This window comes from Streptomyces sp. NPDC026673, from assembly GCF_040638135.1.
In the GTDB taxonomy this organism is placed as follows: Bacteria; Actinomycetota; Actinomycetes; order Streptomycetales; family Streptomycetaceae; genus Actinacidiphila.
The window spans coordinates 25,096-38,387 of sequence record NZ_JBEZXR010000065.1; the positions used below are offsets into that span (position 1 = coordinate 25,096).

The window sequence follows — 13,292 nt, forward strand, 5'->3', positions numbered from 1 at the left end:
CACCGCTTCGCCGGCTCCAGCCTAGGGCCGGGAATGACCCGCCCCTCCAGTGAACGGCAGGCGGCGTATCGGGAGCGTATCGGGAATGCGATACGGCCCGAAAACACGCCCTGTCCTGTACTGGAGCGCATTCCGACCGATCGGCGCGAGCCGACCAAGCGATACCCGGAGGCGACCGTGCGGCACCTTCCCGCCGACGATGCGACGGACCGTGTTCCATCCCTCACCGGAATCGGCACCGAATCCGATGAGGGCGGCCGGCCTGAGGCCGCTCCAGGCGGGGGGAAAGGAAAACGCCGGCGCGGATACCGCGTGCCGGCCGGGATCGTCTCCCTTGCGGCGCTCGCGGTGCTGGCCCACCTGGCCCCGCTCGCCGGGCACCAGCGCTCCTCTCCGGGGCCGGCGGCGGAGCGGGACGGACTCGACGGGGGCGAGATCCCGTCCGGTCGCGTCGTCACCCCCTTCGACACGCGGTACCCCGCCGTCACCCGACTGAGCCCCGGCCTGCTGAAGGCGCTGCGGAAGGCGTACGAGGACGCCGGGCGCTCCGGCGTCACCCTTCGTGTCACCTCGGGCTGGCGCAGCGAGGCGCACCAGCAGCGACTGCTGGACGCCGCGGTGCGGAAGTACGGAAGCCTGAGCGAGGCGCGGCGGTTCGTGAACACGCCGGAGAAGTCCGCCCATGTGCGGGGCGATGCCGTCGACATCGGCCCGACCGACGCCGACGACTGGCTCATCCAGCACGGTGCGCGCTACGGCCTGTGCCAGATCTACACCAATGAGATGTGGCACTTCGAACTGCGCGCCACGCCGGGCGGGACCTGCCCGGTCCCGCTGACCGACGCGACGGAGTAGACGCGGCGGCACCCCGGCACACCGGCGCACCGGGGCCGCGCAGGGGTGCCGGGGTGTGCGCCGGGGTACCGTTCCGCGCTCCGCGTCACTCCTGCCGCCGGCCCCAGGCGGTGAGCATGCCGGGAGCGATGTCGGCGCAGCGTGGCGAGTCCAGATAGCGAACGGCGGCGTCGATCGCGGGTCCGTCGACGAGGCCGGTGGCGATCATGGCGGCCCGCGCCCGGTCCCAGGTCTCCACCCAGAACCGGCTGACCGGACTGCCCGGCAGGAGCGGTGGCACATGGATCTCCGCCGCCACCGACCCGAGCCCGGCGGCCCGGAACAGCCCGGGGTAGCGGGTCACCCCCGAGACATCGGTCCCGATGGTGTCGCGCAGCCCCCGCCACATGGCGCGCATCGCCAGCGTGTACGGCGTGTCGGACGCGGTGGCGGTCGTGAGGTCGACGGCGTCGCTGATCACCAGGACGCCGCCGGGGACGAGCAGACCGCCGAGCCGGGAGATCATCCGCTCCGGCGACGGCAGGTGCATCAGCACGAACCGCGCGTGGACCAGGTCGAACCCTCCCGGCGAGAAGCCGTCCGCGGTCACGTCCGCCTGCCGTACGGTGAGGCCCGGCGTGGTATGCGCCTCCAGGAACCGTACGTCCCGGTCGACGGCGACCACCTCGGAGACCCCGGCCTCGCGCAGCAGCCTGCGCGCCACCGTGCCCGTTCCGGCGCCGACGTCGAGGCAGCGCCAGCCGGGGCCCGCCCCGAGCCGCCGCAGGCGGGCGAAGGTGGTGTCGTCGTAGGCGAGGGCCGCGAGGTCGATGCGGTCGGCCTCCCCGGCGTCCTCCGGGCGGAAGACGTGCTCGCCGTAGCGACCGGTGCCGGTCATGCCCTCATTGTGGCAAGCGGGGGGCACCCCCACACGTCGGCGGCCGCCGCCGACGGCCCCTGCCCCCCGCATGGCGCCGCCCGCTACACCGCGGTGAATCCGCCGTCGACGGTGAGCGTGGCGCCGTGCACCTGGGACGCCTCGTCGCTCGCCAGGAACACCACGGCCGCCGCCACCTCTTCCGGGGTGCCCGCGCGGCGCGAGGGCATGCGGGCGATGAGCGGGGTCAGGTGCTCCCCCATCGCCGCCACCTTCTCCGTCAGGGTGGGGCCGGGAGCGACGGTGTTGACCCGGACCCCGTGCGGCCCGTACTCCGCGGCCCACGAGGTGGTGAGCGAGTGCACGGCCGCCTTGGTCATGCTGTACAGCGCCGAGTGCGCCATGCCCCGCATCCCGTTGATGGAGCCCAGGTTGACCACGGCGCCGTGGCCGCGCTCGGCCATGGGCGGCGCCAGCAGCCCGGTGAGGAGGAACACCGACCGCACGCTCACGGCCAGCGCCTGGTCGACGGTCTCCTGCGGGACGTCGGCGGTGGGGGTGGGCGCCAGCAGCAGCGCCGCGTTGTTGACGAGGATGTCGATCCGACCGCCCGCCGCGGCGATCGCGTCGGTGGCGAGGCGGCCGACGGCGTCGGCGCCGCCCGACAGGTCCGCACCGACGAACGCGGCGGATCCGCCGTCCTTCTCGATGCGCGCCACCACCTCCGCGCCGCGGCGCTCGTCGCGCCCGCTGACGACGACGAACGCGCCTTCGGCGGCCAGGGCCACCGCGATGGCGGCGCCGAGGCCCGTGGTGGAACCGGTGACCAGGGCCGTCCGCCCGGTGAGTCGCTGGGTCATGTTCCGCGCCTTTCTCCGTGAACCGGCTGGGAACGGCAAAGGTGCCACCGCGAAAATGGACCTGCAAGTCCAAAAATGGCAGGATGGCGGCATGGCATCACGACTCACGGCGAAGGGTGCCGCGACGCGGCAGCGCATCGTCGAAGGAGCGGCGGAGGAGATCCGCGGGCGCGGCGCGGCCGAGACCACACTGGACGACATCCGCGCCCGTACGGCCACGAGCAAGAGCCAGTTGTTCCACTACTTCCCGGGCGGCAAGGAGGAACTGCTGCTCGCCGTGGCCCGGCACGAGGCCGGCCGCGTCCTGTCGGACCAGCAGCCCCACCTCGGCGCGCTCACCTCCTGGCAGGCCTGGCGCGACTGGCGGGACGCGGTCGTCGACCGCTACCGCAGGCAGGGGCGGCAGTGCCCGCTCGGCACGCTCATCTCCCAGCTGAGCCCCGCCACGCCCGGCGCGCAGGCCGTCACCAGGGAACTGCTCGCCTCATGGCAGGCCCAGATCACCGCCGGCATCCTGGCGATGCAGGATCGGGGTGAGATCTCGCGGGACCTGGATCCCGACCGCGCCGCGGCCGCGCTGCTCGCGGGCATCCAGGGCGGTGTGTCGATCCTGATGTCGACGGGCTCGCTCACACACCTGGAAGCGGCCCTCGACCTGGGCATCGAACGGCTTCTCGCCGCACCCGCCGGCTGACCCGGACGCCGCTTCGGCGCTGCTCACAGGACCTCCAGCGGAACCGGTCCGGCGGGCGGCGGAAAGGCGGCGTCCAGCGCGTCCAGTGCCTCAGGGGGGAGCCGGAGGTCCGCCGCGGCGCGGTTCTCACGGACGTGCTCCTCCCGCCCCGAGCGGGGGATCGCCGCCACGCCCTGCTCCAGCACCCACGCCAGCGCCACCTGGGCGGGGGTGGCCCCCAGGCTCTCGGCCACGGCCCGCAGCGGTGCGGCGCGCAGCAGCCGGCCCTGCTCGACGGGGGAGTAGGCCATGACGCCCGCACGGTTCCGGCGGCACCAGGGGAGCAGGTCCCACTCGATGCCGCGCCGGGTGAGGTTGTAGAGCACCTGGTCCACCGCGACCGCCGACCCGCCGGGCAGGGAGACCAGTTCGGCCATGTCGCCGAGGTCCAGGTTGCTCACGCCCCAGGTGCGGATCTTGCCGGCGGTCATCAGCTCGGTGAACCCGGCGAGAGTCTCCTCCAGCGGATGCCGCCCCCGCCAGTGCAGCAGGTACAGGTCCAGGATGTCCGTGCCGAGCCGCCGCAGGCTCGCCTCGCAGGCGGCGACGGTGCCCCGGCGGTCGGCATGGTCGGGCAGCACCTTGCCGACGAGGAACACCTCGGCGCGGCGTCCCGCGATGGCCTCCCCGACCAGTTCCTCGGCGGCGCCGCCGCCGTACATCTCGGCGGTGTCGACGATCGCCATCCCCAGGTCGAGGCCGAGCCGCAGGGCCGCGATCTCCTCGCGGCGGCGTGCCGGGTCCTCGCCGAGGTACCAGGTGCCCTGCCCGAGCGCGGGGACGTCCCTGGAGGAGAGCCGGACCGTCCGCATCGACGCTGTCGCCATCCCTGCCTCCCCGGCACCGCCCTGCCCGGTCCCGTGCCCGCCCGGGCCCCTCGCGCCGGCGCCCGGGACGACACACCTTCAGGCCATCACCGCGGATCCGGTCGCGCAACTCGCACCGCCAGCGGCCTCCGCGCGCGACGCCGGCGGTCCGCTGCTCCTCCCGGGTGGACGTGCGAGCACGACCGCCCGGGACGGGTAGGCAGCACTTGAGTGCCAGCCAGTCCCCGCCGCAACCGCCGCCCCACGGAGCCGTCGTGAACATCGGGATCTCGACCTTCATCACCGACCAGGGCATCCGCCCCGCCGCGCTCGGAACCGCCCTGGAGGAACGCGCGTTCGACTCGCTCTTCATCGCCGAGCACAGCCACATCCCGGTGAAGCGCGAGACCCCCTACCCCGGCGGCGGCGAGTTGCCGGAGATGTACTACCGCACCCTCGATCCCTTCGTCGCGCTCTCCGTCGTGGCCGCCGTCACCCGGAGCCTGCTGCTGGGCACCGGGATCGCGCTGATCCCGCACCGCGACCCCATCCTCACGGCCAAGGAGGTCGCCTCCCTCGACCTGGTCTCCGACGGCCGCGCCGTCTTCGGCGTCGGCATCGGATGGAACCGTGAGGAGATGCGGAACCACGGCGCCGACCCCGCCACGCGCGGCCTGCTCACCGACGAGCGTCTGCGCGCGATCCGCGCACTGTGGACCGAGGAGAAGGCCGAGTTCCACGGCCGGTTCGTCGACTTCGATCCGGTCTACGCCTGGCCCAAGCCGGTACGCCGCCCCCATCCGCCGATCTACGTCGGCGGTGGCGAGGGCGCGTTCCCCCGGGTCGCCGCGCTCGGCGACGCCTGGCTGGCCAACAGTGACTCGCCCGACGATCTCGGCCCGCGGATCGAACGGCTGCGCGAGGTGGCCGGGCGGGAGGTGCCGGTGACGGTGTACGGGGTCCGCGGGGACGCCGAAGACCTCGAGGGCTACCAGCGGCTCGGTGTCGAGCGGGTGCTGCTTTACCTGCCGACGGTGCCCGAGCGGGAGTCGCTGGAGCATCTGGACCGGCTGGCCGCACTCGCCGACCGCTTCCGCTGACCCCCGCCGCCGACAGGACACGGGGACGCGATGCCCTCCCTGACGGGCGCCGAGGCGCGGGAGCGCTTCGCGGCGGCGCGCGTCGCCCGCCTCGCCACCGCCGACGCGGGCGGCCGGCCGCATCTCGTGCCGGTGGTCTTCGCCGTGGAAGGCGACACGATCACGCTGGCCGTCGACCACAAACCCAAGCGGACGACCCGACTGAAGCGCCTGGCCAACATCACCGCCAACCCGTCCGTCTGCCTGCTCGTCGACCACTACGACGAGGACTGGGAACTGCTGTGGTGGGCCCGCGCCGACGGCCGGGCACGCGTGCTCCCGCCGGCGGCCGGGTCCGCCGCGGCCGCCCGCCGCGTCACTTCGCTCACGGTCAAGTACGAGCAGTACGCCCACCGTCCGCCCGCCGGGCCGGTGGTGGAGGTCACCGTCGGACGCTGGAGCGGGTGGCGCGCCGCATGAGGCCGTGCGGGGGCGGGGTCAGCCCGCGAGGCGGCGTGCCAGGTACGGCGCCGTACGGCTGCCGGGCGCCCGGGCGAGATCCGCGGGGCGCCCGGTGGCGACGACCTCGCCCCCCGCGTCCCCGCCGCCCGGGCCGAGGTCGATCACCCAGTCGGCACCGGCCACCACGCTCATCTCGTGCTCGACGACGACCACCGAGTTCCCGGCGTCCACCAGATCGTGCAACTGCCGCATCAGCAGCTCCACATCGGCCGGGTGCAGGCCCGTCGTGGGTTCGTCCAGCAGATACACGGTGTGCCCGCGGTGCCCCCGTTGCAGCTCCGAGGCGAGCTTGATGCGCTGCGCCTCACCGCCCGACAGCTCCGTGGCGGGCTGCCCCAGGCGCAGGTAGCCCAGCCCCACTTCCCGGAGCGTGCGCAGGCTCCGCGCCACGGCGGGGACGTCCGCGAAGAAGTCCGCCGCCGTGTCCACGGTCATGCCCAGCACCTCCGCGACGTCGCGCTCCCGGTAACGGATCTCCAGCGTCTCCTCGTTGTAGCGGTCGCCGTGACAGGTGGGGCAGGGCGCGTAGGTCCCGGGCAGGAACAGCAGTTCGACGGCGACGAATCCCTCGCCCTGGCAGGTCTCGCAGCGGCCGCCCGCGACGTTGAAGGAGAAGCGGCCCGCCTTGTAGCCGCGCCGCCGTGCGTCGTCGGTGGCCGCGAAGAGCTTCCGCACGGCGTCGAACAGGCCGGTGTACGTGGCCAGATTGGAGCGCGGGGTGCGGCCGATGGGCTTCTGGTCCACCCGCACCAGGCGGTGCACGGCCTCCAGACCGCCCGCCGGCACGACGGACGCCGCGTCGGCCCCGCCGTCCTCCCATTCCTCGCCGTCGCTCCCGTCCCGGGTGCCGCCCCCGTTTCCGGGGCCGTCCGCCGTGCCGGCCGACCCCAGATGCCGCGTCAGCACTCCCGCGAGTACGCCGACCAGCGTCGACTTGCCGGACCCGGACACCCCCGTGATCGCCGTGAACACCCCGAGGGGCAAGTCGACGTCGAGACCGCGCAGATTGTGCAGTGTCACGCCCCGCAGACCCAGCCACCCCGACGGCTCCCGCGCGGTACGCCCGGCGTCCGGAGGGGGGCCGGAGGGGAACAGGAAACGGCGGGTGGCCGACTCGGCGACGGCCTCCAGGCCGTCCACCGGACCGCTGTACAGGACCCGGCCGCCGTGCTCGCCCGCGAGCGGGCCGACGTCGACGATCCAGTCGGCCCGGCGCGCCACGTCCATGTCGTGCTCGACGACGAACACGGAGTTCCCCGCCTCCCGCAGCCGTACCAGCACCGTCAGCAGCGCCTCGCCGTCCGCCGGGTGCAGTCCGGCCGAGGGCTCGTCCAGCACATACACCACGCCGAACAGTCCGGACCGCAACTGCGTTGCCAGGCGCAGGCGTTGCAGTTCCCCGGGGGAGAGCGTCGGCGTCGTGCGGTCCAGGCTCAGATAGCCCAGCCCGAGTTCGGTGACGACCTCGATCCGGGCGACGAGGTCGGCGCAGAGCGCCGTGGCGATCCGCCGCTGCGGGCCCTCGGGCAGGTCGTCCACCTCGCCCCGCGCGGCGGGCCGCAGCACCTCGGCGAGCCGCGCGAGCTGCAGGGCGTTGAGCTCGGCGATGCTGTGCCCGGCGAAGGTGACGGCCAGCGACTCCGGGCGGAGCCGGCTGCCGCCGCAGGCGGGACAGACCGAGCTCTCCAGGAACCGCTCCGCGCGGGCGCGCAGCGCCGGGCTCTTGGAGTCGGCGAACGTGTGCATCACATAGCGCCGGGCGCTCTGGAAGGTGCCCTGGTAGGGGCGCTGGATCCGGCCGGCCTCCCGCACCGGGTGCACGGTCACCACGGGCTGCTCGTCGGTGAAGAGGATCCACTCCCGGTCCGCGGGCGGCAGTTCGCGCCAGGGCCGGTCGACGTCGTGGCCGAGGGTCCGCGTGACGTCCCGCAGGTTCTTGCCGTGCCAGGCACCGGGCCAGGCGGCGATCGCGCCCTGCGCGATGCTCAGCGAGGGATCGGGGACCATCAGTTCCTCGGTGGCGCGATGCACCCGGCCGAGCCCGTGGCAGACCGGGCACGCGCCCGCGGCCGTGTTGGGGGAGAAGGCGTCGGAGTCCACGGGCCCGGCGCCCTCGGGGTAGCGGCCCGCGCGGGAGAAGAGCATCCGCAGCGTGTTGGACAGGGTCGTCACGGTGCCGACGTAGGAGCGGGAGGTCGGCGCGCCGCGCCGCTGCTCCAGCGCGACCGCGGGGGGCAGTCCCAGGACGTCGTCGACGGCCGGCGCGCCCACCTGGTGGATGAGCCGGCGGGCGTACGGGGCGACGGACTCGAAGTAGCGGCGCTGGGCCTCCGCGTAGATCGTGCCGAAGGCGAGCGAGGACTTGCCCGAGCCGGACACCCCCGTGAACACCGCCAGCGCGTCCCGGGGGATGTCCACGTCGACGTTCCGCAGATTGTGCTCGCGGGCGCCGCGCACCCGGACGTACGGGTCGTGGGCCGTGCTGTTCATGCCCCTCCGGAGGGCGTCGGGGTACGGAACGGGCGGACGCCGCCGCGCCTTCGGCACCAGTGTGCGCGTCCGGCGGCGTGTCCGCAGGTCCGGGGCGCGGGCGTCGAGGGCGGTCCGGGCGGCGCGGACGTCACGGTGACCGTGAACGTCATGGCAGGTAGGAGAGCAGCTTGCGGGCGGCGGGGGAGACCCGGTCCTCCTGGGGCAGCGCCGCGGACACCTCCCACAGATGATCCTCGGCGCCCGCCAGGGCGACCGTGCGCAGTCCCGCGGCGTGCTCCTTGCGCGCGATCGGCTGCGGCACGACGGCGACCCCGAGCCCGTGGTGGACCAGGTCGATCAGGCTGTGCACGTCGTTGACCTCCAGGGCGACCCGGCGCTGCACGCGGTTCGCGGCGAAGGCCCGGTCGGTGAGGCCGCGCGCGCCCCAGTCGGGATGGAAGTCGACGAACACCTCGCCGCCGAGGTCCGCCCAGTCGGCCGTGCCCGCCCCGGCCAGCCGGTGCTCCGGGTGGCACAGCAGGACCATCGGGGCCCGGGTGATGGGCTTCAGCCGCACCCCCTCGGGCGCCCGGCCGCTCAGGGCCGTGAACGCCACGTCGAGCCGGCCGCTGGTGATGTCCTGCACCAGGGCCGCCGACCCGGCCTGCCGCAGCCGTACCTCGACGCCGGGGTGCCGGCCGCGGAAGCGGGCCAGCAGGGCCGGTACGTCGACCCCGGCCAGGCACTGCTCGGTGCCGATCGTGAGCACACCTCGCATCAGGCCCTGCACCGCGGCCACCGCCTCCTTGGCGGCGCGCACGCTGGCCAGGGCACGGGACGCCTCGCCCAGCAGGGCCCGCCCCGCGGCGGTCAGCTCCACGCTGCGGGTGCTGCGCACGAAGAGCGGCGTCCCGAGCTCCTGCTCCAGGGCGCGGACGGAGGCGGACAGCCCGGACTGGGAGATCATGAGGCGTTCGGCGGCGCGGGTGAAGTGGTGCTCCTCCGCGACCGCGACGAAGTACTCGAGATGGCGAAGCTCCATGATTCAGAAGCGTAGCTCCTGAATATGTTCGCTTTCTTCTATTGGACGTGTGGGTGCGGCTCCGGCGAGGCTTGATCCCGTGCCCGCACGGCTGCGGCCCCATCCGGCCGTGCCGGGCACGCCCATCGGTTCGCACGAACCGAGACGCACGTCGAGAGAGGCCACGGACACATGCAGACTCGCCGCATCGGTGACACCGAGGTCAGCGCGATCGGCCTGGGCGGCATGCCCATGTCGATCGAGGGGCGGCCGGACGAGGCGCGGTCCATCGACACCATCCACGCCGCGCTCGAGGCGGGCGTCACGCTGATCGACACCGCGGACGCCTACCACCTGAACGCCGACGACGTGGGCCACAACGAGTCCCTCATCGCCAAGGCCCTCGCCTCGCACGAGCGCGGCTCGGAGGTCCTGGTCGCCACGAAGGGCGGCCATCTGCGCCCGGGCGACGGCAGGTGGACCCTGGACGGCTCGCCGGAACACATCAAGCGCGCCTGCGAGGACTCGCTGCGCCGGCTCGGCGTGGAGGCGATCGGCCTGTACCAGTTCCACCGCCCCGACCCCAAGGTGCCGTACGCGGAGTCCGTCGGCGCGGTGCGGGACCTGCTCGACGAGGGCAAGATCCGCATGGCCGGCATCTCCAACGCGAACCCGGAGCAGATCCGGCAGGCCGACGAGATCCTCGGCGGCCGCCTGGTCTCCGTGCAGAACCAGTTCTCCCCGTCCTTCCGCTCCAGCGAGCCGGAGCTCGAGCTGTGCGACCGGCTCGGCATCGCCTTCCTCCCCTGGAGCCCGCTCGGCGGCATCTCCCAGGCCGGCGAACTGGGCTCGGCCTACGCGCCGTTCGCCCGGGTGGCCGAGGCCCACGGGGTCAGCCCGCAGCGTGTGTGCCTGGCGTGGATGCTGGCCAAGTCGCCGGTCGTCATCCCGATCCCGGGCTCCAGCCGTCCGGAGACGATCCGCGACTCGGTGGCGGCGGTGGAGCTCGTGCTCACCGCGGAGGAGATCGCGCAGCTGGACACCGTCTGAGGCGTCGCGGTCGCGATCGCGGTCGAGTGCCGTACGGAACGGGGCGGGGCGGTGCGCCGCCCCGTTCCGTCGCGCGGGTCAGGCGTTGGGGTCGAAGGGGATGCCCGCCGGCTTGGCCTTCGCCAGGTGGGAGTTGAGGTTGCCGTCCTTCAACCCGAAGACGGCACTGCCGAAGTCGGCCTGGCTGAGCTTGTCCCGCAGACCCGCGGGGTAGCCGTTCCAGCCGATCAGGTCGGGGAACTGCCAGCCGTGGTAGTGGTTCTCCGGCGGCTCGTCGTTGGTGTTGGCGGGGCGGAAGCAGTGCGTGCTCGCGCCGTCCTTGTGGTAGACGACCTTGGGGTGGGTCCCGTCCCAGCGGATCTGGTCGCGGCTGTAGACGTTGAAGTTCCCGTGGGCCGAAGTGGACACGTACTGGGCCTGGTTGTTCTGCACCCAGACCACGACGTGCTCCCAGTCGTGGCGGTGTCCGCCGAGGCTGATGCCCGGTATGGCCTGGTCCTTCTCGAAGTAGAGGCCGTAGATGATGGCGCACCAGCCGTTGTTGCACTTGTAGCGGGCGTACCCGTTGGTGTTGTCCAGGTCGGACTGGTCGCGGCAGTTGCCGTTGAGGGCGCCGGTCGGGTTCAGGCCCGGGTTGATGGAGCCGTCGGGGCCGATGGCGGGAGTGGGGTAGCAGCCGTCCGTGTCGTAGTCGAACGCCGGCTGGAACGTCTGCTCCATGCCGTCCGCGTTGGCGGGCAGGGCGGGGGGCGGGGCGGCGAACGCCGTACCCGGAAGGGCGATCACCAGCGCGACGGCGCTGCCGAAGACGGCCGAGACCCTGCCGATACGCGAGCTTCTCTTCACTTGCTTCCTCCTGGTCGACCGCGGTGGGGGAGCACGGCCTGATTGACATGCCCGGCTCATCTTGGCGGAACCTCGGTGACACGTCGAGCGTCCGTGGATGTCTCGTTGATGAAGCGTCAACCAATAGCCGGGTCACGCCTGTTCGGTGACGAGTTCCGGAATCCGTCACCGCGGCGTACCGATCCCGTCCGCCCCCGCGACGCGCGCGTCCGGATCCCGTTGGATTGCGTCGGCCGGACGTCGTGGGGGCGTCCTGACGAGGGGGAAGCCATGAAGTACGCGGTGCCCGTCGCCCTGTTGCTGCTGCTCACCGCCTGCGGCGGCGGGGCCTCGAACACGGGCGGCGGATCGTCGTCCGACGCGCCGAGGCCGGACGCGAGCGCGAGCGCGTCGAGGAGCGCCGCTTCCGGGGCCCCGGCGCAGGACCGGACCGGGAACCCGGTCGACGCCGCGGCCTTCTGCGCGTTCCTGGCCGAGGAGCAGCCCAAGCTGAAGAGCGTCGGCTCCGAGGTCGGTGCGCAGGCCGCGCTGACGATCGACCTGGCGGGCTGGATCGAGGAGCACCCGGAGCAGCAGCCGCGCACCGCGGCGGACTTCGACGACGCCGCGCGGCGCGACTGCCCGGACGTCCGGGAGTCGATCCTGGCCGCCACGGGCCACGACACTCTGCGGGAGGTCCTCGGCTGACGGCCGGGTCGCGGTACCGGCCTGCCGTGGGGCGGGCGGGGGCGTCCGGGCCGGCCGGGCGTTGTCGCGGCCGGGTTCGTCGTCCGGCGGACGGTGCCGGGCGCCGGTCCCCTCGACCGCGGCCGTCCGCGCTCCGCTGCCGCCGGTGTACCGCCCACGCTCCTCACGTCCGGGAGTCGATCCTGGCCGCCACGGGCCACGACACTCTGCGGGAGGTCCTCGGCTCACGGCCGGGTCGCGGCTTCGGGGGCGGTACCGGCGAGCGCGGCGGGCGAGGACGTGGCGCTCGCCGCCACCGGCCTGCCGTGGGGCGGGCGGGGGCGTCCGGGCCGGCCGGGCGTTGTCGCGGCCGGGTTCGTCGTCCGGCGCACGGTGCCGGGCGCCCGTTCCCTCGACCGCGGCCATCCGCGCTCCGCTGCCGCCGGTGTACCGCCCACGCTCCTCCGCAGCTGGGGTGGGGGCGGAGGGCCGGTCGGCGCAGCCCGGCGTGCGGAGCGGGGACGGTGCCACGAAGCTGGTGAACAGGGTGTGCCGTCACGACGCAAGGAGACCTTCCATGACCTCCATGAGCGCGGAAGCCGACGCCCGCGACTCCGGCACGTTCGCCATCGGCGGCGACCTGCCCGTCCGCCGGCTGGGGTACGGGACGATGCAGCTCACCGGAGAGGGTGTCTGGGGCGATCCCCGGGACCCGGACGAGGCCGTGCGGGTCCTGCGGCACGCGGTCGCACTGGGCGTCACCTTCGTGGACACCGCGGACTCCTACGGCCCCTTCACCGCCGAGCTGCTCATCCGCAAGGCGCTCCGCCCGTATCCGCCGGACCTGGTGATCGCCACGAAGGCGGGTTTCGCGCGGCCGGGCCCCGGTGAATGGGTCCCGGTCGGACGGCCCGCGTACCTGCGCCAGCAGGTCGAGCTGAGCCTGCGCCACCTGGGCGTGGAGCGCATCGACCTGCTCCAGTTGCACCGCGTCGACCCGGAGGTCCCCATCGCCGACCAGGTCGGTGAACTCGCCGCGATGCAGGCGGAGGGAAAGATCCGGCACATCGGACTCAGCGAGGTGAGCCCGGAGCAGATCGAGGAGGCCTCCAGGACGGCCGTCATCGTCTCCGTGCAGAACCGCTACAACCTCGCCGACCGCGCGGCCGAGGACGTGCTCGCCTACGCCGAGCGGCAGGGCATGGGCTTCATCCCCTGGTTCCCCCTCGCCACCGGCGAATTGGCCAGGGCCGGCGGTCCCCTGGACCGCATCGCCGCCGAGCACGGCGCCCACCCGTCCCAGCTCGCGATCGCGTGGCTGCTGAGGCGGTCACCGGTCATGCTGCCGATCCCGGGGACGTCCAGCGTCGCGCACCTGGACGACAACGTCGCCGCCGCCGGCATCAGGCTCACGGACCAGGAGTTCGAGGCCCTCACGGCGGCTGTCTGACAACGGCGGACCGGTGCGGTCCCGTGAGCCGGGGCCGGGGCCGGGGCCGGGGCCGGGGCTGGTGGCGGGGCCACGC

General features: G+C 73.6%; 13 protein-coding genes. 7 read left to right on the forward strand and 6 right to left on the reverse strand.

Going from position 1 to position 13,292, the window contains the following annotated elements:
- Nucleotides 1-312: 312 nt before the first annotated feature.
- Nucleotides 313-855, forward strand: coding sequence for a M15 family metallopeptidase (locus AB0F62_RS32525; protein WP_361807548.1), 543 nt, complete (start codon nt 313-315; stop codon nt 853-855).
- Nucleotides 856-940: 85 nt separating this feature from the next.
- On the opposite strand, the gene AB0F62_RS32530 is transcribed toward AB0F62_RS32525, so the two are convergent.
- Nucleotides 941-1,732 (reverse strand): class I SAM-dependent methyltransferase, encoded by a 792-nt coding sequence (locus AB0F62_RS32530; protein ID WP_361807551.1) that lies wholly within the window; start codon nt 1,730-1,732, stop codon nt 941-943.
- 83 nt (nt 1,733-1,815) lie between these two features.
- The gene (locus AB0F62_RS32535; protein ID WP_361807554.1) at nt 1,816-2,571 is read right to left on the reverse strand and encodes an SDR family oxidoreductase; all 756 of its coding nucleotides are present in this window, start codon (nt 2,569-2,571) and stop codon (nt 1,816-1,818) included.
- Between the two features lie 91 nt (nt 2,572-2,662).
- Here AB0F62_RS32535 and AB0F62_RS32540 point away from each other — a divergent pair, with 91 nt between their 5' ends.
- Nucleotides 2,663-3,265 (forward strand): TetR family transcriptional regulator, encoded by a 603-nt coding sequence (locus tag AB0F62_RS32540; RefSeq protein WP_361807557.1) that lies wholly within the window; start codon nt 2,663-2,665, stop codon nt 3,263-3,265.
- Between the two features lie 23 nt (nt 3,266-3,288).
- On the opposite strand, the gene AB0F62_RS32545 is transcribed toward AB0F62_RS32540, so the two are convergent.
- Entirely contained in the window at nt 3,289-4,131 is an 843-nt protein-coding gene (locus AB0F62_RS32545) for an aldo/keto reductase (protein ID WP_361807560.1), read from the reverse strand.
- 254 nt (nt 4,132-4,385) lie between these two features.
- Here AB0F62_RS32545 and AB0F62_RS32550 point away from each other — a divergent pair, with 254 nt between their 5' ends.
- Together AB0F62_RS32550 and AB0F62_RS32555 are read left to right on the forward strand one after the other, a co-directional pair.
- Nucleotides 4,386-5,210: an LLM class F420-dependent oxidoreductase gene (locus AB0F62_RS32550; protein ID WP_361807563.1), complete on the forward strand. Its 825-nt coding sequence runs from the start codon at nt 4,386-4,388 to the stop codon at nt 5,208-5,210.
- Nucleotides 5,211-5,240: 30 nt separating this feature from the next.
- Nucleotides 5,241-5,669 (forward strand): TIGR03668 family PPOX class F420-dependent oxidoreductase, encoded by a 429-nt coding sequence (locus tag AB0F62_RS32555; protein WP_361807567.1) that lies wholly within the window; start codon nt 5,241-5,243, stop codon nt 5,667-5,669.
- Nucleotides 5,670-5,687: 18 nt separating this feature from the next.
- On the opposite strand, the gene AB0F62_RS32560 is transcribed toward AB0F62_RS32555, so the two are convergent.
- Together AB0F62_RS32560 and AB0F62_RS32565 are read right to left on the reverse strand one after the other, a co-directional pair.
- Complete coding sequence (locus AB0F62_RS32560; protein WP_361807570.1) at nt 5,688-8,201, reverse strand: excinuclease ABC subunit UvrA; 2,514 nt, start codon at nt 8,199-8,201, stop codon at nt 5,688-5,690.
- Between the two features lie 148 nt (nt 8,202-8,349).
- Nucleotides 8,350-9,225 carry a LysR family transcriptional regulator gene (locus AB0F62_RS32565; RefSeq protein ID WP_361807573.1) on the reverse strand — a complete coding sequence of 292 codons (876 nt, stop codon included), beginning with the start codon at nt 9,223-9,225 and terminating at the stop codon, nt 8,350-8,352.
- Nucleotides 9,226-9,396: 171 nt separating this feature from the next.
- Here AB0F62_RS32565 and AB0F62_RS32570 point away from each other — a divergent pair, with 171 nt between their 5' ends.
- On the forward strand, nt 9,397-10,254 hold the full coding sequence (locus AB0F62_RS32570; RefSeq protein ID WP_361807576.1) for an aldo/keto reductase: 858 nt from the start codon (nt 9,397-9,399) through the stop codon (nt 10,252-10,254).
- 78 nt (nt 10,255-10,332) lie between these two features.
- On the opposite strand, the gene AB0F62_RS32575 is transcribed toward AB0F62_RS32570, so the two are convergent.
- Nucleotides 10,333-11,100 (reverse strand): NPP1 family protein, encoded by a 768-nt coding sequence (locus AB0F62_RS32575; RefSeq protein WP_361807579.1) that lies wholly within the window; start codon nt 11,098-11,100, stop codon nt 10,333-10,335.
- 270 nt (nt 11,101-11,370) lie between these two features.
- Between AB0F62_RS32575 and AB0F62_RS32580 the strand changes: the two genes are divergently transcribed.
- On the forward strand, nt 11,371-11,787 hold the full coding sequence (locus tag AB0F62_RS32580; protein WP_361807582.1) for a hypothetical protein: 417 nt from the start codon (nt 11,371-11,373) through the stop codon (nt 11,785-11,787).
- A 556-nt stretch (nt 11,788-12,343) separates the two neighbouring features.
- Nucleotides 12,344-13,216 carry an aldo/keto reductase gene (locus AB0F62_RS32585; protein WP_361807585.1) on the forward strand — a complete coding sequence of 291 codons (873 nt, stop codon included), beginning with the start codon at nt 12,344-12,346 and terminating at the stop codon, nt 13,214-13,216.
- The last annotated feature ends 76 nt before the right edge of the window (nt 13,217-13,292 follow it).

Bases quoted from the DNA above. Each gene is read 5' to 3' on its own strand.
- AB0F62_RS32545 (WP_361807560.1), bottom strand. From the start codon at position 4,131: ATGGCGACAGCGTCGATGCGGACGGTCCGGCTCTCCTCCAGGGACGTC.
- AB0F62_RS32580 (WP_361807582.1), top strand. From the start codon at position 11,371: ATGAAGTACGCGGTGCCCGTCGCCCTGTTGCTGCTGCTCACCGCCTGC.
- AB0F62_RS32555 (WP_361807567.1), top strand. From the start codon at position 5,241: ATGCCCTCCCTGACGGGCGCCGAGGCGCGGGAGCGCTTCGCGGCGGCG.
- AB0F62_RS32560 (WP_361807570.1), bottom strand. From the start codon at position 8,201: ATGAACAGCACGGCCCACGACCCGTACGTCCGGGTGCGCGGCGCCCGC.
- AB0F62_RS32535 (WP_361807554.1), bottom strand. From the start codon at position 2,571: ATGACCCAGCGACTCACCGGGCGGACGGCCCTGGTCACCGGTTCCACC.
- AB0F62_RS32530 (WP_361807551.1), bottom strand. From the start codon at position 1,732: ATGACCGGCACCGGTCGCTACGGCGAGCACGTCTTCCGCCCGGAGGAC.
- AB0F62_RS32565 (WP_361807573.1), bottom strand. From the start codon at position 9,225: ATGGAGCTTCGCCATCTCGAGTACTTCGTCGCGGTCGCGGAGGAGCAC.
- AB0F62_RS32540 (WP_361807557.1), top strand. From the start codon at position 2,663: ATGGCATCACGACTCACGGCGAAGGGTGCCGCGACGCGGCAGCGCATC.
- AB0F62_RS32570 (WP_361807576.1), top strand. From the start codon at position 9,397: ATGCAGACTCGCCGCATCGGTGACACCGAGGTCAGCGCGATCGGCCTG.
- AB0F62_RS32585 (WP_361807585.1), top strand. From the start codon at position 12,344: ATGACCTCCATGAGCGCGGAAGCCGACGCCCGCGACTCCGGCACGTTC.